Origin of the sequence: Pseudomonas sp. NFPP24 (assembly GCF_900112095.1) — a bacterium.
GTDB classification, from domain to species: Bacteria; Pseudomonadota; Gammaproteobacteria; order Pseudomonadales; family Pseudomonadaceae; genus Aquipseudomonas; species Aquipseudomonas extremorientalis.
Genome location: NZ_FOKD01000008.1, coordinates 58,365 through 77,691 on the forward strand (window position 1 = coordinate 58,365; position 19,327 = coordinate 77,691).

General features: G+C 61.6%; 21 protein-coding genes. 13 read left to right on the top strand and 8 right to left on the bottom strand.

What is annotated here, in order from left to right; translation table 11 throughout:
- Position 1 precedes the first annotated feature (1 nt).
- The 3 genes from BM026_RS18250 to BM026_RS18260 form a co-directional block, all read right to left on the bottom strand.
- On the bottom strand, positions 2-1,267 hold the full coding sequence (locus BM026_RS18250; RefSeq protein WP_093529626.1) for an ABC transporter permease: 1,266 nt from the start codon (positions 1,265-1,267) through the stop codon (positions 2-4).
- A 1-nt stretch (position 1,268) separates the two neighbouring features.
- Positions 1,269-1,979, bottom strand: coding sequence for an ABC transporter ATP-binding protein (locus BM026_RS18255; RefSeq protein ID WP_092250550.1), 711 nt, complete (start codon positions 1,977-1,979; stop codon positions 1,269-1,271).
- 150 nt (positions 1,980-2,129) lie between these two features.
- Complete coding sequence (locus tag BM026_RS18260) at positions 2,130-2,732, bottom strand: DUF2796 domain-containing protein (RefSeq protein WP_093529629.1); 603 nt, start codon at positions 2,730-2,732, stop codon at positions 2,130-2,132.
- A gap of 131 nt (positions 2,733-2,863) precedes the next feature.
- On the opposite strand from BM026_RS18260, the gene BM026_RS18265 reads away from it, so the two are divergent.
- The gene (locus BM026_RS18265; protein WP_092250554.1) at positions 2,864-3,205 is read left to right on the top strand and encodes a hypothetical protein; all 342 of its coding nucleotides are present in this window, start codon (positions 2,864-2,866) and stop codon (positions 3,203-3,205) included.
- Here BM026_RS18265 and trxA read toward each other — a convergent pair.
- On the bottom strand, positions 3,202-4,074 hold the full coding sequence (gene trxA / locus BM026_RS18270; RefSeq protein WP_092250557.1) for a thioredoxin: 873 nt from the start codon (positions 4,072-4,074) through the stop codon (positions 3,202-3,204). The genes BM026_RS18265 and trxA overlap by 4 nt on opposite strands.
- 285 nt (positions 4,075-4,359) lie before the next feature.
- On the opposite strand from trxA, the gene BM026_RS18275 reads away from it, so the two are divergent.
- On the top strand, positions 4,360-5,832 hold the full coding sequence (locus tag BM026_RS18275) for a trypsin-like serine peptidase (RefSeq protein ID WP_092250560.1): 1,473 nt from the start codon (positions 4,360-4,362) through the stop codon (positions 5,830-5,832).
- A gap of 33 nt (positions 5,833-5,865) precedes the next feature.
- Here BM026_RS18275 and BM026_RS18280 read toward each other — a convergent pair whose 3' ends face one another.
- Together BM026_RS18280 and BM026_RS18285 are read right to left on the bottom strand one after the other, a co-directional pair.
- The gene (locus BM026_RS18280; protein ID WP_092250563.1) at positions 5,866-6,519 is read right to left on the bottom strand and encodes a class I SAM-dependent methyltransferase; all 654 of its coding nucleotides are present in this window, start codon (positions 6,517-6,519) and stop codon (positions 5,866-5,868) included.
- Positions 6,516-6,971 carry a YbaY family lipoprotein gene (locus BM026_RS18285; protein ID WP_093125597.1) on the bottom strand — a complete coding sequence of 152 codons (456 nt, stop codon included), beginning with the start codon at positions 6,969-6,971 and terminating at the stop codon, positions 6,516-6,518. Before BM026_RS18285 ends, BM026_RS18280 begins: the two co-directional genes overlap by 4 nt.
- A gap of 140 nt (positions 6,972-7,111) precedes the next feature.
- Here BM026_RS18285 and nrdR point away from each other — a divergent pair, with 140 nt between their 5' ends.
- The 11 genes from nrdR (at position 7,112) to BM026_RS18340 (ending at position 15,302) form a co-directional block, all read left to right on the top strand.
- Positions 7,112-7,576 carry a transcriptional regulator NrdR gene (gene nrdR / locus BM026_RS18290; RefSeq protein WP_010206843.1) on the top strand — a complete coding sequence of 155 codons (465 nt, stop codon included), beginning with the start codon at positions 7,112-7,114 and terminating at the stop codon, positions 7,574-7,576.
- Positions 7,573-8,709 (top strand): bifunctional diaminohydroxyphosphoribosylaminopyrimidine deaminase/5-amino-6-(5-phosphoribosylamino)uracil reductase RibD, encoded by a 1,137-nt coding sequence (ribD, locus tag BM026_RS18295; RefSeq protein ID WP_071489858.1) that lies wholly within the window; start codon positions 7,573-7,575, stop codon positions 8,707-8,709. Before nrdR ends, ribD begins: the two co-directional genes overlap by 4 nt.
- Positions 8,710-8,756: 47 nt before the next feature.
- A complete protein-coding gene (locus BM026_RS18300; protein WP_071489859.1) occupies positions 8,757-9,419 on the top strand; it encodes a riboflavin synthase in 663 nt (220 codons plus the stop codon).
- Positions 9,420-9,434: 15 nt separating this feature from the next.
- Complete coding sequence (ribBA, locus tag BM026_RS18305; protein ID WP_092250569.1) at positions 9,435-10,526, top strand: bifunctional 3,4-dihydroxy-2-butanone-4-phosphate synthase/GTP cyclohydrolase II; 1,092 nt, start codon at positions 9,435-9,437, stop codon at positions 10,524-10,526.
- A gap of 90 nt (positions 10,527-10,616) precedes the next feature.
- Complete coding sequence (gene ribE / locus BM026_RS18310) at positions 10,617-11,093, top strand: 6,7-dimethyl-8-ribityllumazine synthase (protein WP_003176356.1); 477 nt, start codon at positions 10,617-10,619, stop codon at positions 11,091-11,093.
- On the top strand, positions 11,090-11,590 hold the full coding sequence (gene nusB / locus BM026_RS18315) for a transcription antitermination factor NusB (RefSeq protein ID WP_010206836.1): 501 nt from the start codon (positions 11,090-11,092) through the stop codon (positions 11,588-11,590). The genes ribE and nusB overlap by 4 nt, the downstream gene beginning before the upstream one ends.
- 18 nt (positions 11,591-11,608) lie before the next feature.
- A complete protein-coding gene (gene thiL, locus BM026_RS18320; protein WP_093529631.1) occupies positions 11,609-12,574 on the top strand; it encodes a thiamine-phosphate kinase in 966 nt (321 codons plus the stop codon).
- A gap of 66 nt (positions 12,575-12,640) precedes the next feature.
- Positions 12,641-13,360 (top strand): substrate-binding periplasmic protein, encoded by a 720-nt coding sequence (locus tag BM026_RS18325; RefSeq protein ID WP_092250575.1) that lies wholly within the window; start codon positions 12,641-12,643, stop codon positions 13,358-13,360.
- A gap of 129 nt (positions 13,361-13,489) precedes the next feature.
- On the top strand, positions 13,490-14,107 hold the full coding sequence (gene ribA / locus BM026_RS18330) for a GTP cyclohydrolase II (protein ID WP_016978544.1): 618 nt from the start codon (positions 13,490-13,492) through the stop codon (positions 14,105-14,107).
- Positions 14,104-14,523, top strand: a complete 420-nt coding sequence (locus BM026_RS18335) for a nuclear FMR1 interacting 1 family protein (protein WP_093529632.1) — start codon at positions 14,104-14,106, stop codon at positions 14,521-14,523. The genes ribA and BM026_RS18335 overlap by 4 nt, the downstream gene beginning before the upstream one ends.
- Positions 14,520-15,302 carry a cobalamin-binding protein gene (locus tag BM026_RS18340; protein WP_093125614.1) on the top strand — a complete coding sequence of 261 codons (783 nt, stop codon included), beginning with the start codon at positions 14,520-14,522 and terminating at the stop codon, positions 15,300-15,302. The genes BM026_RS18335 and BM026_RS18340 overlap by 4 nt, the downstream gene beginning before the upstream one ends.
- On the opposite strand, the gene BM026_RS18345 is transcribed toward BM026_RS18340, so the two are convergent.
- Both BM026_RS18345 and dxs read right to left on the bottom strand, forming a co-directional pair.
- Positions 15,299-17,188, bottom strand: a complete 1,890-nt coding sequence (locus BM026_RS18345) for a TonB-dependent receptor domain-containing protein (protein WP_093529634.1) — start codon at positions 17,186-17,188, stop codon at positions 15,299-15,301. The two genes, BM026_RS18340 and BM026_RS18345, sit on opposite strands and share 4 nt — an antisense overlap.
- 140 nt (positions 17,189-17,328) lie before the next feature.
- Positions 17,329-19,227 carry a 1-deoxy-D-xylulose-5-phosphate synthase gene (gene dxs / locus BM026_RS18350; protein ID WP_092250587.1) on the bottom strand — a complete coding sequence of 633 codons (1,899 nt, stop codon included), beginning with the start codon at positions 19,225-19,227 and terminating at the stop codon, positions 17,329-17,331.
- Positions 19,228-19,327 lie beyond the last annotated feature (100 nt).

Sequence of the window (19,327 nt, forward strand, 5' to 3'; positions counted from 1 at the left end):
CTCATAAACGTATGGACAGGCCATCGGCCAGGGATTGCCGATAGGCGCGCCACGCGGGCACGCTGCCCATCAACAGCGCGGCGCCCAGGATACCGGCGAGCAGCGTCCATTCATATTCGCTCGGCCACGACATCGGTAGGTCCAGGCCGTAGTTGGCCTGCAGATACCCGCGCGACGCGGCGATGCACACGTAGAGCAAACCAACGCCCGCCACCACGCCGGACAGCGCCAGGGCGAAGGCTTCGAAGATCAGCAGCGTCGCGATATGCCAGGGCCGTGCGCCCACCGAACGCAAGATCGCCATTTCGCGGCGGCGCTCGTTGAGACTGGTGAGGATCGCCGTGAGCATGCCGATCAGGCCGGTAAGCACCACGAACAGCGAGATCACGAACAGCGCTTTTTCGGCGGTGCCCATCATGCTCCACAACTCTTGCAGCGCCACGCCAGGCAGGATCGCCAGCATCGGCTCGCCACGGAATTCGTTGATCTCCCGTTGCAGGGCGAAGGTGGAAATCTTGTTGTTCAGGCCGAGCATGAACGCGGTGATGGCCTGGGGCGTGAGGTCCATATTGCGCGCCTGGTCGGCGCTGATGCGGCCTTTGCCCTGGGCCGGTACGCCGTTGTGCCAGTCGATATGGATCGCTTCCATGCCGCCGAGGCTGATGTGCAAGGTGCGGTCCACCGGGGTGCCGGTGCGCTTGAGAATGCCGACCACGGTGAAGGGCTTGTCGTCGTGCTTGACCAGGCTGACCACTGCCACGCCATGGGCCAGCACCAGTTTGTCGCCAAGTTTGTAGTGCAACGCGTCGGCGACTTCGGCGCCCAGCACCACTTCGAATGGGTCGGTGGCGAAGGCACGACCGCTGGCCAGTTCGAGGTTCTGCTTGCGCCCGTACTGGTAGTGCTCGAAGTAGGACTCGTTGGTGCCCATCACGCGGTAGCCGCGATGGGAGTCGCCGAGGGAAATCGGAATCGCCCATTTCACCTGTGGGCTGGCGGCGAAGTGTTCGAAGCTGTCCCAGCGGATGTTGTTGGTGGCGTTGCCGATGCGGAATACCGAGTACAGCAACAGGTTCACCGAACCGGAACGGGCGCCGACGATCAGGTCGGTGCCGCTGATGGTGCTGGCGAAACTGTCGCGTGCTTCGGTACGCACCCGCTCCACGGCGAGCAACAAACAGACTGACAGCGCGATGGCGAACGCGGTGAGGATCGCGGTAAAGCGGCGGTTAGCCAGGCTGGCCATGGCTAGACGGAACAGATACATCTCAAACCTCTGCGAGCGTGGCGGCGCGATTGAGTTCGGCCAGCGACAGGTTGCGGTCGAACAGCGGAGCCAGGCTCTGGTCATGGCTGACAAACAACAAGCTGGCCCCGGCCTCGCGGCATTCGGCGAACAACAACTGAATGAACGCTTCACGGGCGTCGTAATCCAGGGCCGAGGTGGGTTCGTCGGCGATCACCAGTTCCGGTTGGCCGATCAGTGCGCGGGCTGCGGCCACCCGTTGTTGTTGGCCGATGGACAGTGAATCGGCGCGACGTTCCAACAAGCCAGGATCTTTCAAGCCCAAGTGCGCCAGCAAGGTGGCGGCGGCCTGGTCGACACTGCCGTGACGCTGCTTCGCCCGTTGTGCACGCAGCTTGGAAAAGTGACAAGGCAACTCGACGTTCTCGCGCACCGACAGAAACGGCAGCAGGTTGAACTGCTGGAAGATGTAGCCCGTGTGGTCGACGCGGAAACGATCGCGGGCGCCCGCCGACAGTTCGGTCAGCTCCTGGCCGAGCAGGCGAATGCTGCCCCGGCTGGGTTTCTGCACACCGCCCAGCAACCCGAGCAGAGTGGTTTTACCGCTGCCGCTCGGGCCTTTGAGAAACAGGGTTTCCCCTGCTTCCAGGCGGAAGGCGGGGATGTCCAGCAACTGTGGGTGACCGGGCCAGTTGAAGCCCAGGTCGGACAGTTCTATTAACGCTTGGGTCATAGGAAATCAGTGGTCTGGTGTGATTTTGATGATGACGCCGATCAAGTGTGGGAGCTGGCTTGCCTGCGATGCAAACGACTCGGTCCATCAGTAACACCGTGTTGATGCTTTCGCAGGCAAGTCAGCTCCCACAGTGATTGGGTTTTCAAATCAGAATTTGAGGGTGGCTGCCTGGTTCGTCGCTTCAACACCTTGCTGGCCGCTCGGGCCGATCAGTTGTACCTGAATTTTCTGGGTGGCGGGGAAGGTCCTGAACACCTGGGTCAGGTCCAGATTGCTCAGCGCCGTCGGTGTGGCGCAGGTGAACTGATAGTGGGCGTGGATTTCGCTGTGGTCGTGATGATGTTCGTGGGCGGCCGCGCCTTTACCGTCGGTGGCGTGGTCGTCATCGTCGGCATGATCGGCTTCAGGTTTGTCGCCGAACAGCGGGCTGTTGAGTTCCTGGGTGCTGACCACGCAGCCGGCGCCCTTGGGCAGGCTGAACAGGGCCTGTGGGTTCTCCAGCTGTTTGCGTGCGGCAGCGACCTTGGCTTTGTCGGCTGGGGTAGTGGCCTGGTGTTCGAAGCCCACGAGGTTCATGGCCGGGCTGTCAAATTCCAACTCCAGTGCCTGCCCGTCGAGTACGGCGTTAAGGCGGCCAACGCCATGTTCATGGGCGCCGAGGCTGCCGTGTTCATGCTCGTGATCGTCGTGAGCGTGGGCGACAGCCAGTGGCAGCAGGGCAAACGGCAAAGCGAGCAGCAGACGACGCATGAGAGGGCTCCAGAACATGAAAGTTTTGTTATGTGATCTTATAACAATAATGCCGGGAGTTTGAACGCCCGCTTGGCGTTGCGCAAGTCGCGTGGGAGCATGCCTGTCAGAAAAATGCAGGAGTAAGGACGATGTTGCGAATTCGTGGAACGGTCGGCGATCTGCCGGTGGATTTGACCTTGGAACTCGACGAGGGCGACTGGGCTCGGTTGGGCGCACAGTTGCAGGCTGCCCCCGCGCCAACGGCGACACCCGTTGCGCCAGTCAAACAGACCGATGATCTGTGGCAGAGCGCCCAGGAACTATTGCGCAAAGCCGGGCAGCTCAGCGGGTTGGAGTTGTTGGATCAACTGGAAGGGTTGGCCGGCGATGCTGCGTCCGGCAAGCGCTTGCTGGTGCGCTTGCGGCACAGTGCCAATGTGAAAGTGGCCAGCGGCGCCGATACGCCGCTGTACAGCTGGGTCGGCGCCTAGTACAGCGCGGCGAACAATTTGCGGCGATACACGGTGACCAGTGGATGGTCATTGCCCAGCAGTTCGAACACCTGCAGCAACGTCTTGTGCGGCAAACCTTCGCTGTAGCTGCGATTGCGGATAAACAGCTTCAGCAAACCTTCCAACGCCGCGTCGTATTGCTGGCGTGCCAGTTGTTGAATCGCCAGTTGATAGGCCGCTTCATCGTCTTGCGGGTTTTGCGCCAGGCGGCTTTTCAGCTCGGCGGCGTCGGGCAGGTCGGCAGCCTGACGCAGGAAAGTGATCTGTGCCTTGGCCCCGGCGAGCGCGGCTTTGTGATCGTCGCTTTTCACGGCATCCAGCACGGTCTGAGCTTCACCCAATTCACCGCGTTCAGCCAGGCAGCGCGCGTAGAGGATCAGCGCGGCAGCGTTGGTGTTGTCCTCGCCCAACAGCGCGACCAGCAGCGCTTCGGCATCGCTGATACGCCCATCGGCAAACAGCGCTTGAGCCTGTTCCAGTGGGTCGGCCGCAGCCGGCGGTGGCATCTGCACATGCGGCTCCAGCATCGCCCGCACCGCCGATTCCGGCTGCGCCCCGGCAAACCCGTCCACCGGCTGGCCATCCTTGAACAACACCACGGTCGGCAGGCTGCGAATACCAAAGCGCGCAACGATATCCTGCTCGGCCTCGCAATCGACCTTGGCCAGCAGCAGTTCGCCCTGATAACTCTCGGCGATCTGTGCCAGCAACGGCATCAGCGCCTTGCACGGCGCACACCACTCGGCCCAGAAATCCACCAGTACGGGCTTGTGGAACGAATTCTCGATCACCGCCTGGTCGAAGGTGGCAGTGGTGACATCGAAGATATACGGCGTGGGCTCACTCATGGGGCGTCTCGAATAAAGCGGGAATGGGGGCAACTATAAGGGCTGGCGCGGTTGGCTGAAAGCGCAAGAATCTACAGTGGGCTGATTTGTCTGGGGGGCGCCGATACCCTTTGTTGTTTTGACATGGAGTCGGGCCCTCAGGATAACTGTCTGTGTTATGAAATTACGTAAAAATTTCACAATGTAGACATAGGATTTAGGTGCGTAAAAAAATTAACTATTTACCACGATGCTCGGGAATGTTTGCGGTTCTATAAGGCTTCGTCGGTTAATGAGTTAGTGTTTATGTTTACTAAATTATCTGCATTTGTTTTTGTGGGGCTCAGTTATATATCGCAGCCTGTCAACGCTGAAATTGATATTGGCAGAGGAGTCGAGAATTTTGCGCCCGGCAGAGTACTGAATAATCAAGATGGGCTCTATGACTATTGGAGCGGTGTTGGGCGAATTCAAAGTCCCACCCGATGTGTTGGGACGCTGCTGGATACTAGAGTTGATGGAGTCGCCAAAGGTCCTGCTTATGTTTTGACGAATGGGCACTGCGTCAGTTGGGACGGGGGCGAGATTCTAAGAAATACCGACTTTGAGGGGACCATACAGTTCAAATTTTTTACAGGTCAAGAAAGTACCGCGAAAGCCTACCCGTTCAAGAAAGTCAATTGGAGCAGCATGCGCGGTGTGGATCTGGCCATTCTGGAGTTGCAGGCAAGCCTTGCCTCGGTGATTGAAGACGGTGTTCAACCTCTTTTATTTGGGCAGCGTCCTGATGAAGGCACGGATATTCTGGTGGTTGGCAGTAAAGGCATTGACCCCCTGCAGGTGGCCGCTTGCCAGTTGGAAAGCTCACCAGAAGTGGTTGAGGGTGTTTGGGTATGGCGCCATACCATGAAAAATAAGTGTAAAGGTATCGGGCCTGGCAGTTCTGGCAGCCCGATTATTGAGCGCTCTACCAATAAAATAGTAGGGCTGTTAAACACGGAGTATGATTACGGGGCGTATCAGTGTGGTATACACATGCCCTGCCAGATCAAGGATGGAAAATTTTACACGGAGATAACCAATTACGGGATTTCGACGGACAGGATCGACCGTTGCTTTGTTGACGGTGTATTTTCCGAAGACCCGGCGCGATGTGTATTGTTTCCCGCTTATTCGATTGTTGGCGATGTAGCGCGCCAACAGCAATATTATCTTCCTGAAGATTTAACTACGGGCTCGCCTGCCGTCTATCCAAAATGGAATATGCGATTCACCCTTGATAAACCGTTTTATCGCTACAAGGTGACCAGGCGGCCGAGGACGTGTGAGGTGGTGCATGGTTATAGCGACATAATAGACAGTGCTAACGCTTATATTAATGATGAGATTGGGCCGCAGGTGGGCATCCATACACTGTGTGTTATTGGTGTGGATAGTCGAGAAAGCTTGCCTTTTCCCGGGGTGATGAGAAATGCGCTGAATGCAGTGGTTGAGTTGAAGGCTGCTGATAAGAACGTTGAACCTTTGGTGCGATTTCGGAGCAATTGGTTTGGTAGATATGCTGAGTTTCGTCGTGCCCCGCCTTCGCGTAATCAATTCTTTATGAAGTACGGTCAGCCCGCGCAAGTGGATTGCACGACTCAGGATGGCTATACAGAGGTGGAATTTAAAGAGGGGCAAGGCACTTCTGTCGTTAAACTTGAGCCCCGGCCTGGCCTTGTGTGTGTCTATAGCAAAGACATCCGAGGCACTTCTTCACCGGTTGAGACTTATCCTTAGGTCCCACGTGCAAAGGCACACCGGCCTACCGTGTTAACGCCGTGAATGGTACAGGCTCACCTTGCGAAACTCCCAAGGCTCGGCCAGGTCCGGCAGGGTCAGGGCATCGAGGATGCCCAGGCGCTGATAATCCGGGTGTTGGAAGTCGCGCACGCGCGAATCCGCCACCAGCGCTTCGCGGCCACGGGTCAGGAACTGATCCAGCAGCGGCAGGTTCGCGCGGTCGTAGAGCACGTCGGCCACCAGGATCAGGTCGAAGCGATCGGCTTCGGCGAAGAAATCCGCCGAATAACCCAGCTCTACGCCATTGAGTTCGGCATTCGCCCGGCAGGACGCCAGCGCCAGTGGGTCCAGGTCGCAGGCCACCACTTCCAGGGCGCCCGCCTTGACGGCGGCAATCCCGGCCACACCGGAGCCGGCGCCAAAGTCCAGCACACGTTTACCGGCGACCCATTCAGGGTTCGCCGCCAGATAGCGCGCCAAGGCCAAGCCACTGGCCCAGCAAAAACTCCAGTAGGGCGGTTCATGCAGGATGCGCCGGGTTTCTTCGGGGCTAAAGGCGCGGTCCATGTTGTCCGCATCCAGCAGCCACAACGACAACCCAGTGCCCGGCAGCGGGCAGGGCGCCAATTGCGCGTCGCCGATCAGTTCGCTGAGGGCGGCTTGCAGGCCAAGCGGTGGTGTCATGGGGCCTTGACGAGTTGCAGGGGGCCGGTGGTCTGGGTGATCGCCTGGGTGATGCGCACGGCGGGCAGGTGCAGGATCAACTGGCCGGACTGGCTGGCGCGACCGCGCAATTCAACCCGGGCACCAGCCGGGAACGCTTCAGGATTGAAGCGCAGGCGGAAGGCCAGGGGCTTGCCGTTGCCGGTCAGCACGCTGCTGGCCAGCAGTTGTTGCGGGCGCGAGCGGTCATCGATCACCAACAGCGCCATCTCCACTTCGGCACCGGCCGGAATGTTGGTCAGGCTGCCGCTTATTTCACGCTGATAGGCGGGCAGGGGGCCGAGTTCTTCAATGCCCGGGACTTTTTTCTCTTGCGCGGGCGTCGGTTGAGGCGTGGTCGGTTTGGGGGCTTCGCTGCTGCAGGCGACCAGGAAACTGAACAGGGTGAGCAAAACAAGTGGTCGTAACTGCATGTACGGCTCCAGAAAGGACAAAATCCGTGGCTTAAAAAATATGAAACATAATAGTCAGCCTATATACCGTAAAGGCTATGGCTTGTCTTGCCACGGGGATGCGCTACCATGGCCCTCCCTTTATTTGTTGCCTGCCTACCATGCACTGTCCCTTCTGCGGTGCCAACGACACCAAGGTCATTGACTCGCGTCTGGTCGCCGAGGGCGATCAAGTGCGTCGCCGGCGCGAATGCCTGGCCTGCGGTGAACGTTTCACCACCTTCGAAACCGCCGAACTGGTATTGCCGCGCCTGATCAAATCCGACGGCAGCCGCCAGCCTTTCGACGAAGAAAAACTGCGCGCCGGTATGCAGCGTGCCCTGGAAAAACGCCCGGTGAGTGTCGAGCGGCTGGAGGCGGCGCTGGTGCATATCAAGCACAAGCTGCGTGCGACCGGCGAGCGCGAGGTCAAGAGCCTGGTGGTAGGAGAGTTGGTGATGGGCGAGCTGCAAAAGCTCGACGAAGTCGCCTACATCCGTTTCGCCTCGGTGTATCGACGCTTCCAGGACCTCAATGAGTTCCGCGAAGAGATCGACCGCCTGGCCCGGGAGCCTGCCAAAGAATGAACCCACCGTCTGCCGAACAAGCGGTGCTCGACGCCCATTACATGGCCCGCGCCTTGGAACTCGCGCGCAAAGGCTTGTACACCACCCATCCCAACCCGCGTGTAGGTTGTGTGATCGTGCGCGATGGGCAGGTTGTCGGCGAAGGCTGGCATGAGCGCACCGGCGAGCCCCATGCCGAACCCAACGCCCTGCGTGCCGCTGGTGACAAGGCCCGTGGCGCCACGGTGTACGTAACCCTCGAGCCGTGCAGCCACCATGGGCGCACACCGCCCTGCGCCGATGCTCTGGTCACGGCCGGTGTCGCCCGTGTCGTGGCCGGCATGCAGGACCCTAACCCCGAAGTGGCCGGGCGCGGCATGCAGCGTCTGGCGCAAGCCGGGATCGAGGTCTTGAGTGGCGTGCTGGAAGCCCAGGCCCGCGCGTTGAATCCGGGATTCCTCAAGCGCATGGAGCACGGCCTGCCCTTCGTGCGGGTCAAGCTGGCGATGAGCCTGGACGGCCGCACTGCCATGGCCAGCGGCGAAAGCCAATGGATCACCGGCCCTGCGGCCCGCGCTGCCGTGCAGCGCCTGCGTGCCGAGGCCAGTGTGGTGCTGACCGGCGCCGACACGGTGTTGGCCGACGGCGCCCGCCTGACCGTGCGCGCCGCCGAACTCGGCCTGGACGAAGCCACCACTGCGCTGGCCATGTCGCGCCCGCCGTTGCGCGTGCTGATCGATGGCCGTTTGCGCGTGCCGCTCAACGCACCGTTCTTCAAGGCCGGGCCGGCGCTGGTCATCACCTGCGTGACCCCGGAAAACCAGTTTCCCCGTGGCCCCGAGTGCCTGGTGGTGCCCGGCGTTGACGGCCAGGTCGACCTGCGTTCGGCGCTGGTCGCCTTGGCCGCCCGTGGCGTCAACGAAGTGTTGGTGGAGGCAGGCCCAAGCCTGGCGGGCGCCTTTGCCCAGCAAGGCCTGGTGGATGAGTACGTGATATTCGTCGCCGGCAAGTTCCTGGGCTCCGCTGCCCGGCCTTTGCTGGACTGGCCGCTTGAGAAACTGGCCGATGCCCCCCAACTCAAGATCACTGAAATGCGCGCTGTAGGCGACGACTGGCGAGTCACTGCCATCCCGCTTCCACCCGCGAGCGTATAATTCTGACCGGGCGCTCAAGTGCCCGTCCCGTTTTCCAGGAGAAGGCCATGTTCACCGGCATTATCGAATCCATCGGCAGCATCCGCGCCATGACCCCCAAAGGCGGCGACGTGCGCCTGCTGGTTGAAACCGGCAAGCTGGACCTGGGCGACGTCAAGCTGGGCGACAGCATCGCCGTCAGCGGCGTGTGCCTCACCGTCATCGACCTGCCGGGCAACGGCTTTGCCGCCGATGTCAGCCGGGAAACCCTGGACTGCACCGCGATGAACGACCTCAAGGCCGGCAGCCCGGTGAACCTGGAAAAAGCCCTGACCCCGACCACCCGCCTCGGCGGTCACCTGGTCAGCGGCCACGTCGACGGCGTCGGCGAAGTGGTAGCGCGCAGCGAAAACGCGCGTGCCGTGGAATTCCGCATCCGCGCGCCCAAAGAGCTGGCCAAGTACATCGCCCACAAAGGCTCGATCACCGTCGATGGCACCAGCCTCACCGTGAACGCCGTGAACGGCGCCGAATTTGAACTGACCATCATTCCCCACACCCTCAGCGAAACCATCATGGCGTCTTACCAGCCAGGTCGCCGGGTGAACCTGGAAGTGGACTTGCTTGCCCGTTACCTGGAGCGCCTGTTGTTGGGCGAAAAGGCCGCAGAGCCTGCAACCGGGAACATCACCGAAAGTTTTCTGGCCGCTAACGGCTACCTGAAATCCTGACCAAGGGGGTGCCGCGTGGCGCTCAATAGCATCGAAGAACTGGTTGAAGACATCCGCCAAGGCAAGATGGTCATCCTGATGGATGACGAAGACCGCGAGAACGAAGGCGACATCATCATGGCCGCCGAGGCCTGCAAGCCTGAGCACATCAACTTCATGGCCAAGTACGCCCGCGGGCTGATCTGCATGCCCATGAGCCGCGAGCGCTGCGAGTTGCTCAAGTTGCCGCTGATGGCGCCGCGCAATGGCTCGGGTTTTGGCACCAAGTTCACTGTATCGATCGAGGCCACTACCGGCGTCACCACCGGCATTTCCGCCGCCGACCGCGCCCGCACCGTGCAAGCCGCTGCTGCCAAGGACGCCAAGGCCGAAGACATCGTCAGCCCCGGCCACATCTTCCCGCTGATGGCCCAGCCGGGTGGCACCCTGGCCCGTGCCGGCCACACCGAAGCCGCCTGCGACCTGGCGCGCATGGCCGGTTTCGAGCCCTGCGGCGTGATCTGCGAAGTGATGAACGACGACGGCACCATGGCCCGTCGTGCTGAACTCGAAGCCTTTGCCGCCGAACACAACATCAAGGTGGGCACCATTGCCGACCTGATTCACTACCGCATGATCCACGAACGTACCGTTCAGCGGATTGCCGAGCAGCCACTGGACAGCGAACTGGGCCAATTCAATTTGGTGACCTACCGTGATTCCGTGGAAGGCGACGTGCACATGGCGTTGACCCTGGGCACCATTTGCGCCGAAGAGCCGACCCTGGTGCGTGTGCACAACATGGACCCATTGCGCGACCTGCTGATGGTCAAGCAACCGGGTCGCTGGAGCCTGCGCGCTGCCATGGCTGCGGTCTCCGAGGCCGGCAGCGGTGTGGTGCTGCTGCTCGGTCACCCGCTGGATGGCGATGTGCTGCTGGCGCATATCCGCGAAACGGCGGACCACACGCCGGTGAAAAAACCGACCACCTACAGCATCGTCGGGGCCGGTTCGCAGATCCTGCGTGACCTGGGCGTGCGCAAAATGCGCCTGATGAGCGCACCGATGAAATTTAATGCGATATCCGGTTTCGACCTGGAAGTAGTAGAATACGTGCCCTCCGAATAAAGGCCGGCGATTTTCGCCCCTTGTTCGCGGTTCAAATATCACTAAGGGACGCGTCATACACGCGTCCCGGCTCTTTAAGAGATTTGTCGAATGACCCTGAAGACCATCGAAGGTACCTTCATCGCCCCCAAAGGCCGCTATGCCCTGGTGGTTGGCCGCTTCAACAGCTTCGTGGTTGAAAGCCTGGTAAGCGGTGCCGTTGACGCCCTGGTTCGCCACGGTGTGAGCGAAAGCGACATCACCATCATCCGTGCCCCTGGCGCCTTCGAAATTCCACTGGTTGCGCAGAAAGTTGCTCAACAGGGTGAATACGCGGCGATCATCGCCTTGGGCGCGGTCATTCGTGGCGGCACGCCGCACTTCGAATACGTGGCTGGCGAATGCACCAAGGGCCTGGCCCAGGTGTCCATGGAGTTCGGCGTACCGGTTGCGTTCGGCGTGCTGACCGTGGATTCCATCGAGCAAGCCATCGAGCGTTCCGGCACCAAGGCCGGCAACAAAGGCGCTGAAGCTGCCCTGTCCGCCCTGGAAATGGTCAGCCTGCTGTCGCAGTTGGAGGCCAAGTGATTTCCGACGAGAGCGACAACTTCAACCCGCGCGAGCCACGTCCAGCCGATGCTGGCAAGCCTTCGAAGAACGAGAAGCGTCGCGCTGCTCGTCAGTTGGCGACCCAGGCGCTGTATCAGCGTCACCTGGCGGGCGCGTCGTTGAACGAGATCGAAGCACAGTTTCGCGTCGACAACGATTTCACCTTTGCCGACCTGCCGTATTTCCACGACATCCTGCACGGTGTGCACGCGCACCTGACCGAGATCGACACCGCCCTGGCGCCTTGCCTGGACCTGACCATCGAAGAGCTGGACCCGGTTGAGCTGTGCGTGATGCGCCTGTCGGCCTGGGAGCTGCTGTATCGCGTCGACGTGCCGTACCGCGTGGTGATCAACGAAGGTATCGAACTGGCGAAAGTCTACGGTTCGACCGACGGTCACAAGTTCGTCAACGGCGTGCTCGACAAGCTGGCCCCGCGCCTGCGTGAAGCCGAAGTGAAGGCGTACAAGCGCTGAATCGCGCTTGAAACCTGAATGGGCGAGTTTGAGCTGATCCGCAACTACTTCGCCGCCGCGCCTTGTGCGCAGGGCGGCGAAGGCATTGCCTTGGGTATCGGCGATGACTGCGCCTTGCTGGCGCTTCCCGTTGGGGAGCAGTTGGCAATCTCCACCGATACCTTGGTCGCCGGGGTGCATTTTGCCGACCCCTGTGACCCGTTCCTGCTGGGCCAGCGCTCGTTGGCCGTGGCGGTGAGCGACCTGGCGGCGATGGGCGCCACCCCCCTCGCATTTACCCTTGCCCTGACCACACCAACCGTCGATGCCGATTGGCTGCAACGCTATGCCCAGGGGTTGAACCTCATGGCGCAAAACTGTGGTGTGGGTCTGGTGGGCGGCGATACCACCCGTGGCCCCCTGAGTTTGACGCTGACCGTGTTCGGTCGCGTGCCGGCCGGGCAAGCCTTGACCCGCAGCGGTGCGCAGCCGGGTGACCTGCTGTGTGTCGGCGGCGAGCTGGGCAATGCCGCCGGCGCCTTGCCGTTGGTATTGGGCCAGCGCAGCGCCGACGCAGCCATCGCCGAGCCCTTGCTCGCTCATTACTGGTCGCCGCAACCGCAGTTGGCCCTGGGTCTGGCGCTGCGTGGCAAGGCTACGTCTGCGATGGATATTTCCGACGGGCTCCTGGCCGATTGCGGGCATATCGCGATGGCGTCAAAGGTCAGCCTGTTGATCGAACGCGAGCGGTTGCCAATGTCCCAGGCACTGTTGGCGTTTGTCGGCGATGATGACGCGCGCGTGGCAGCCCTGAGTGGGGGCGACGACTATGTGCTGGCGTTCACCCTGCCACCTGTCGAACTGGCACCGTTGCTGGCCGATGGCTGGCCGATCCATGTGATCGGCCGGGTCGAAGCGGGGCAGGGCGTCACGTTGCTCGATGGCAGCGGGCAGGACATCACCCCGGCCATCCGTGGTTATCAGCATTTTCGCGAGACACCCTGAATCGGCAAGCTGCGCTACCCTGTGTAGCGTTATCACGCATGCAAGGCCCTGTAGGAGGTCGTCACCATGGATGTGCGCCGTTGGCTGCTGATCGTACTGTGTGTCTTCACAGCGGTGGTCCAGGCGCAGGAGGTGCCCGGCAAGGTCATGCTGGCGAGTGAGGAATGGAGCGACTACACCAACAAAGACGGCACGGGCCTGGCCTGGGACGTACTGCGTCAGGTCTTCGAGCCGGCCGGCATCAACTTGCAGACCCGTTCCGTGCCCTACACGCGCTCGGTCGGCCTGGCCCAGCGCGGCGAGGTGGATGGTTGGGTCGGTTCCTACCGCGATGAAGCCGAAGGTGTGTTGTACCCCCACTGGAACTTCGATTCCGACCACATCTACGCCCTGGGGCTGGCCAGCACACCGACGCCCACCATCGCCACGCTGGGTAACTACCGCCTGGCCTGGGTGCGCGGCTACAAGTACGAGGAGTACTTGCCCAATGTGCGCCGTTTCAACCAGGTCGAGCGTCGCGATGGCATTTTGGCAATGCTGCTACATGGCCGTGCGGACTTCTACATTGATGCGTTGGCCGAGGCCAAGTACGTGCTCAGTCAGGCGGATGATCCCTCGAAGTTCACGCTGACGCCGATTGCCGAACTGCCGTTGTACATCGGGTTTGCCGATAACGAGCAGGGCCGGGGCTTGATGGCTGTCTTTGACCAGCGCATGGCGGCCCTGGTGAAAAGCGGTGAGTTAAAGCCGATATTCGAGCGCTGGAAACAACCCTATCCGTTCTGACGTGCATAGAACCAGGTCGAAGGCCAATCGAACCTATTGATCTTTATCAGCGATAATTCAGCTTAAGCGTCTGTAGGAACCTGCTGTTACAATGGCCGCCTCTGTAAAAACTGAAATCAGGAGCACACGGTGCCCGTCGTTTTCGTCGCCGCTTCCAAGCTGCCTACCCCTTTTGCCACGTTCACCATGAACGGCTTTCTCGAAGAAGCCACCGGGCGCGAGCACGTCGTGCTCAGCCTGGGCGATATCGCCGATGGCGCACCGGTGCTTGGCCGGGTGCACTCCGAATGCCTGACCGGTGATGCGTTGTTCAGCCAGCGTTGCGACTGTGGTTCGCAACTGGAGGCCGCCATGCGCGCGATCGCCCGTGAAGGCCGTGGTGTGCTGTTGTACCTGCGCCAGGAAGGCCGTGGCATTGGCCTGATGAACAAGATCCGCGCCTACGAGCTGCAAGATGGCGGCGCCGATACCGTCGAGGCCAACGAGCGCCTGGGCTTTGCCGCCGATCAGCGTGACTACGCGATCTGCCTGCCGATGCTCGAGCACCTGGGCGTCAAATCCCTGCGCCTGATGACCAATAACCCGCGCAAGGTCAAAGCCTTGACCGAGATGGGCATCACTGTGGCCGAGCGTGTGCCGCTGCACACCGGGCACAACCCGCACAACAAACTCTACCTGGCCACCAAGGCCAGCAAGCTCGACCATATGATGGGCAACGAGCACCAGGGCGAGGTCGACCGCGCGTGACCCGAGGCCAGGTGAAACGGCGACTGTCCTTCAATTGGTGGCAGTACCTGGCCCTGGCGCTGCTCCCCCTGTTTGTGCTCAACCTGGTGTTCGGCCAGGCCGAATCCCTGCTGCCGGTGCTGGCCATGCCGTTCTTCATTGCCGGCGTGGCCTCGATGTTCCTCAGCCTGCGCTACTTCAACGGCTATAAACACGCGTTGATTGCCACCTCCAAAGCCCTCGATACCCCCGAAGAACCGGCTGCCTGGATCACCCTGGCGGCGCGTCGGCGCACGGCGTTGCTGGTTGCCGCCGTACCGGCCTGGGTCGGTGCGTTGTCGGTCTTCGTCGGGTTGGAAGCGGTGCCACTGTTTCTGTTGGCGCTGTCGACCGTGGTGCTGTACTACCTCTACCGCATTCCCCGTCAACTGGGATGATTCGCCACTGGCTGGCCGTGTTGCTGGTATTCAGTGCCCAGGCGCTGGCGGCCGAGCGAGTGGTGAGCCTGGCGCCGTCCCTGTCTGAAATCGTGGTCGAACTGGGCGCAGCCGATGTGCTGGTGGGCGTGCTCGACGGCGGCGAACGCCCGGCGGCCTTGGCGCAGGTGCCGTCAGTGGGGCATTACGGTCAGTTGGACATGGAGCGCCTGCTCAGCCTCAAGCCCGACCTGATCCTGCTCTGGCCCGGCAGCGTCGGCCCGGCCCAGCGCGAGCAATTGCAGCGCCTGAATATCCCGGTGTACGTCGCCGAACCCCATAGCCTTGAACAGCTCACCACCCAGGTCCAGGCCATTGCCGAGCAATTGGGCCGCGCTGACGCGGGTCGACAGTTGGCCGCGCAGTTGCGCCAACGCCTGGCCGAGCTGCGACAGCGCTATCAGCGCGCCGAGCCATTGCGCGTGTTTTACCAGGTATGGAATAAGCCGCTGTACACCGTGGGTGGCGGGCAGATCATCAGCGATGCGTTAAAGGTATGCGGCGCGCGCAATGTGTTTGATGACCTCAAGCTGCCGGCCCCGCAGGTGAGCATTGAGTCGGTGTTGCAGCGTGATCCCGAGATGATTCTGGTGGGCGACCAGGCGCAGAAGGAGGCCTGGAAGGTCTGGCCGACGATGGCTGAGCGGGTGCGACTGGTGCCGGATAAAGGCCTGGAGCGGCCCAGCGGGCAGATGCTGGAAGCCGTAGCCCGATTGTGTGAGGTAATCGCGTCCCGCTAGAGGTCCGGCGTCCAGGTCACGCCAACCATCAGCGCCCGGCCTTCTTCCCGGTAGCCATATTGCTGGCCTTGGTACTGATACAGCGCCCGGCTGTAGGCCTTGTCCAGCAAGTTATCGAGCTTCATGCTCAGCGTGACTTCACGGTTCAGCGTCCAACTGGCGCGCAGCCCGAGCAATCCATAGCCAGCCAACGGTTGCTGGTTCTTCGCGTCGTCGTAGCTGCTGCTGACCGCTTGCCAGCTGGCGCCGACGCCGAATTGGTCGAATTGGCGATCCAGGTCCAGGCTCACGGTGCGCCTGGCGCGACGCGCCAGCGTATGTCCGGAATCGCGGTCTCGTGGATCAATCAGTGCCAGTCCCAGGCTGCCTTGCCAGCCGAACAGCTCTTGCTTGAGCGCGGCTTCGAAGCCGTTGATGCGCGCCGAACTGACGTTTTGCGGGCCGTCGCTGCCGAACACGATCGCATCCTGGATATCGGTACGGTACAGCGAAGCTTCCAGGCGGCTGGTATCGCTGAGTTGGCTACGCCATTGCAGTTCGTAGCTTTTCGAGGTTTCGGGCTTCAGGTTTGGGTTGCTGTTCTTGAAGCCGTACTCGTCCGGGTAATACAGGTCATTGAACGTCGGGGCGCGGAAGCCCTCGCTGTAGCTCAGCAGCAGGTCGTTGTCCGGGTTGACTGGCAACGTGAGCGTGCCGCTCCAGCTGTTCTGCCCGCCAAACTGCTGGTTCTGGTCACGCCGCAGCCCCAGCTCGGTGGAAAACCATTCGCCATGGAAGCGATGCTGCACAAAGGCTGCGCGGTTCCAGCGACTGTTTTCGGTGAGGGTGGTGGAGCCGTGGAAGCGGTCCTCGTACCAGTCGCCGCCGAGAATCAGGCTGTTCTGCTCATTCAGCGTCAGGTCGTTCTGCCAGTTGACCGAGTCGCGGTAAGTGTTGAACACACTGAAGTCATCACTGAGGGTGTCGCGCTTGGTGTCGCGGTTCTCGCTATGGCCCAGTTCCAGGCGCGATTGCCAGCGCTCGTTGAGCGTGGCGTCGACATAGCCGCTGGCGCTGCTCACGGTGTAGTCGGTGTAGGGCTTTTGCCCCACCGTTTGCCCGGTGGCGACGTCGTAGCGGCCAAAGCTGTTGTCGTACTCCGACTTGCCGCGGTTATCCAACAGGTTGAACCCCGCCTCCAGCGCATCGCTGAAGGAATGGCTGAGGTTCAGGCTGAGGGACTGGTTGCGGTAGGCGTCATGATCGCCATCGCTGGGGAATGAGGTGTGCGTCGAGTTGATGCCGGCGGTCTCATCCAGGCTCGCGCCGAGGTTGAAGCGCGTGTATTCATCGCCACCGGACAGGCCGAGGCTGCGCTCCCAGGTCTTGTTGCTGCCAAACCCGAGCTTCAGACGCGGTTGCAGGCCTTGCCCGGCATTGCGCCGGGTAAACACCTGGATCACCCCGCCAATCGCATCGCTGCCGTAGATTACCGAACGTGAACCGCGCAGCACTTCCACCCGTTCGATCTGGTCGACGTTCAGGTAGTGCAAGCCGCCGTCGCCGGAGGTGCTATTGGCAATGCGCTGGCCGTCCACCAACACCAGGCTTTGTGCGGATTTGGTGCCACGGATATAGACCCCGGGCAAGCTGCCACGGCCACCGGTGGGCGCTATTTGCACGCCGGGCACACGGCTGAGCAGGTCAGTGAGGCTGGTGGGTTGCAGGCGGTCGATGTCGTCGCGGGTGAATACGGTGTTGGCGGCGCTGCTGTCGTTGCGCGCCTGGACCTGGCGGTTGGCGCTGATGACCACGTTGGGGAGCTTCAGCGCGTCGTCGCGGGTGTCGGCTAGCAATTCCGAAGAGGGCAGGAGCAGCAGGGGCAGGGCGAGGCGAAGGCGATTCATGGGCTGTCCATAGCATTTGAAGGTGATGCAAATCAAATGTGGGAGGGGGCTTGCCCCCGATAGCGTCGTGTCAGTCAGCAAAATTTTGGCTGATCCACCGCTATCGGGGGCAAGCCCCCTCCCACCTTTTGATCCGGTTTCTACCGGCCGATCAACGCCATGCGCTCACGCACCGACGCCTCGATACCGGCCTCGTCCAACCCACACTCGGCCAGCATCTGCGCCGGCTTGGCGTGTTCGACGTACACATCCGGCAAGCCCAGGTGCAGCACCGACTTGAGGATATTCTCCCGCGCCAGGAACTCGCTGACCGCCGCACCGGCGCCACCCATTATTGCGTTTTCTTCGACGGTCACCAGCAGCTCATGGTTGCCGGCAATCTCGTGTACCAAGGCTTCGTCCAATGGTTTGACGAAACGCATGTCGACCACGGTGGCGTCGATCTTCTCGGCGACTTTCAGCGCTTCGGCCAATTGCACGCCGAACACCAGGAAAGCGGTCTTGCTGCCTTGGCGACGCACGATGCCCTTGCCGATCTCGATAGGCTCCAGGTCCTTTTCGATCACCGCATTCGGGCCATTGCCGCGCGGGTAACGTACGGCGGCCGGGCCGTTATACAGGTGGCCGGTGCTGAGCATCTTGCGCAGTTCGTTTTCATCACTTGGTGTCATCACCAGCATGCCGGGGATGCAACGCAGGTAGGACAGGTCGAAGCTGCCGGCGTGGGTCGGGCCGTCTTCGCCCACCAGGCCGGCGCGGTCGATGGCGAACAGTACGTCGAGGTTCTGCACTGCCACGTCATGCACCAACTGGTCGTAGCCACGCTGCAGGAACGTGGAGTAGATCGCCACTACTGGCTTGGCGCCTTCGCAGGCCATGCCGGCGGCAAACGTGACCGCGTGCTGCTCGGCAATTGCCACGTCGAAGTAGCGCAGCGGGAAACGCTCGCTGAACGCCACCAGGTCGGAGCCTTCCTTCATCGCCGGGGTAATGCCCACCAGGCGCGGGTCGGCGGCGGCCATGTCGCACAGCCATTCGCCGAACACACCGGAGTACTTCGGCCCGCTGGCCTTTTTCGGCGCGGCGGCAGGAGCGTCCAGGGGTTCCAGCTTGGTGATGGCGTGATAGCCAATCGGGTCGACTTCCGCCGGGGCGAAGCCTTTGCCTTTCTTGGTGACGATATGCAGGAACTGCGGGCCCTTGAGGTCACGCATGTTGCGCAGCGTGGCGATCAGGGTCGGCAGGTCGTGGCCATCGATGGGGCCGATGTAATTCCAGCCCAACTCTTCGAACAGCGTGCCGGGCACCAGCATGCCCTTGGCATACTCTTCGGTGCGCCGGGCAATTTCCCACGCGCCGGGCAGGCGCGAGAGCACCTTCTTGCTGCCTTCGCGCATGCTCGCGTACGTGCGGCTGGAAAGGATCTTGGCCAGGTAATTGGACAGGCCACCGACGTTGCGCGAGATCGACATATCGTTGTCGTTGAGGATCACCAGCATATTGGCGTCCACTTCCGGTGCATGGTTGAGCGCTTCGAACGCCATGCCAGCGGTCAGCGCGCCATCACCGATCACCGCGATCGCCTTGCGGTCGCTGCCTTGCAGGCGGGCGGCAATCGCCATGCCCAGCGCGGCACTGATGGAGGTGCTGGAGTGGCCGACGCCAAAGGTGTCGTACTCGCTCTCGGCGCGGCGCGGGAAGGCGGCAATGCCGTCCTTCTGGCGCAGGGTGCCCATTTGCTCGCGGCGGCCCGTGAGGATTTTATGCGGGTACGCCTGATGGCCCACGTCCCACACCAGCCGGTCGTCCGGGGTGTCGAACACGTAATGCAGGGCGATGGTCAGCTCGATGACGCCCAGGCCGGCACCAAAATGCCCACCGGTCTGGCCGACCGTGTAGAGCAATTCCAGGCGCAACTCATCGGCCAGGGTTTCCAGCTCGGCTTCACCGAGTCGACGCAGGCCGGCCGGCGTGACAGCACGGTCGAGCAGGGGCGTGGACGGGCGCTTGCGGGGAATCTCTTGAAACGTCGTGGGCATCAGGCGAATCGTTATAGGTATAGAAGAGGCGGCAGTTTACCTCAAGCATCGCAAACTGCCCACGCGGAGCGCCGAACTTGGCCGATATGCGGCCGCAAAG

Bases quoted from the DNA above. Each gene is read 5' to 3' on its own strand.
- BM026_RS18250 (WP_093529626.1), bottom strand. From the start codon at position 1,267: ATGTATCTGTTCCGTCTAGCCATGGCCAGCCTGGCTAACCGCCGCTTT.
- BM026_RS18255 (WP_092250550.1), bottom strand. From the start codon at position 1,979: ATGACCCAAGCGTTAATAGAACTGTCCGACCTGGGCTTCAACTGGCCC.
- BM026_RS18260 (WP_093529629.1), bottom strand. From the start codon at position 2,732: ATGCGTCGTCTGCTGCTCGCTTTGCCGTTTGCCCTGCTGCCACTGGCT.
- BM026_RS18265 (WP_092250554.1), top strand. From the start codon at position 2,864: ATGTTGCGAATTCGTGGAACGGTCGGCGATCTGCCGGTGGATTTGACC.
- trxA (WP_092250557.1), bottom strand. From the start codon at position 4,074: ATGAGTGAGCCCACGCCGTATATCTTCGATGTCACCACTGCCACCTTC.
- BM026_RS18275 (WP_092250560.1), top strand. From the start codon at position 4,360: ATGTTTACTAAATTATCTGCATTTGTTTTTGTGGGGCTCAGTTATATA.
- BM026_RS18280 (WP_092250563.1), bottom strand. From the start codon at position 6,519: ATGACACCACCGCTTGGCCTGCAAGCCGCCCTCAGCGAACTGATCGGC.
- BM026_RS18285 (WP_093125597.1), bottom strand. From the start codon at position 6,971: ATGCAGTTACGACCACTTGTTTTGCTCACCCTGTTCAGTTTCCTGGTC.
- nrdR (WP_010206843.1), top strand. From the start codon at position 7,112: ATGCACTGTCCCTTCTGCGGTGCCAACGACACCAAGGTCATTGACTCG.
- ribD (WP_071489858.1), top strand. From the start codon at position 7,573: ATGAACCCACCGTCTGCCGAACAAGCGGTGCTCGACGCCCATTACATG.
- BM026_RS18300 (WP_071489859.1), top strand. From the start codon at position 8,757: ATGTTCACCGGCATTATCGAATCCATCGGCAGCATCCGCGCCATGACC.
- ribE (WP_003176356.1), top strand. From the start codon at position 10,617: ATGACCCTGAAGACCATCGAAGGTACCTTCATCGCCCCCAAAGGCCGC.
- thiL (WP_093529631.1), top strand. From the start codon at position 11,609: ATGGGCGAGTTTGAGCTGATCCGCAACTACTTCGCCGCCGCGCCTTGT.
- BM026_RS18325 (WP_092250575.1), top strand. From the start codon at position 12,641: ATGGATGTGCGCCGTTGGCTGCTGATCGTACTGTGTGTCTTCACAGCG.
- BM026_RS18340 (WP_093125614.1), top strand. From the start codon at position 14,520: ATGATTCGCCACTGGCTGGCCGTGTTGCTGGTATTCAGTGCCCAGGCG.
- BM026_RS18345 (WP_093529634.1), bottom strand. From the start codon at position 17,188: ATGAATCGCCTTCGCCTCGCCCTGCCCCTGCTGCTCCTGCCCTCTTCG.
- dxs (WP_092250587.1), bottom strand. From the start codon at position 19,227: ATGCCCACGACGTTTCAAGAGATTCCCCGCAAGCGCCCGTCCACGCCC.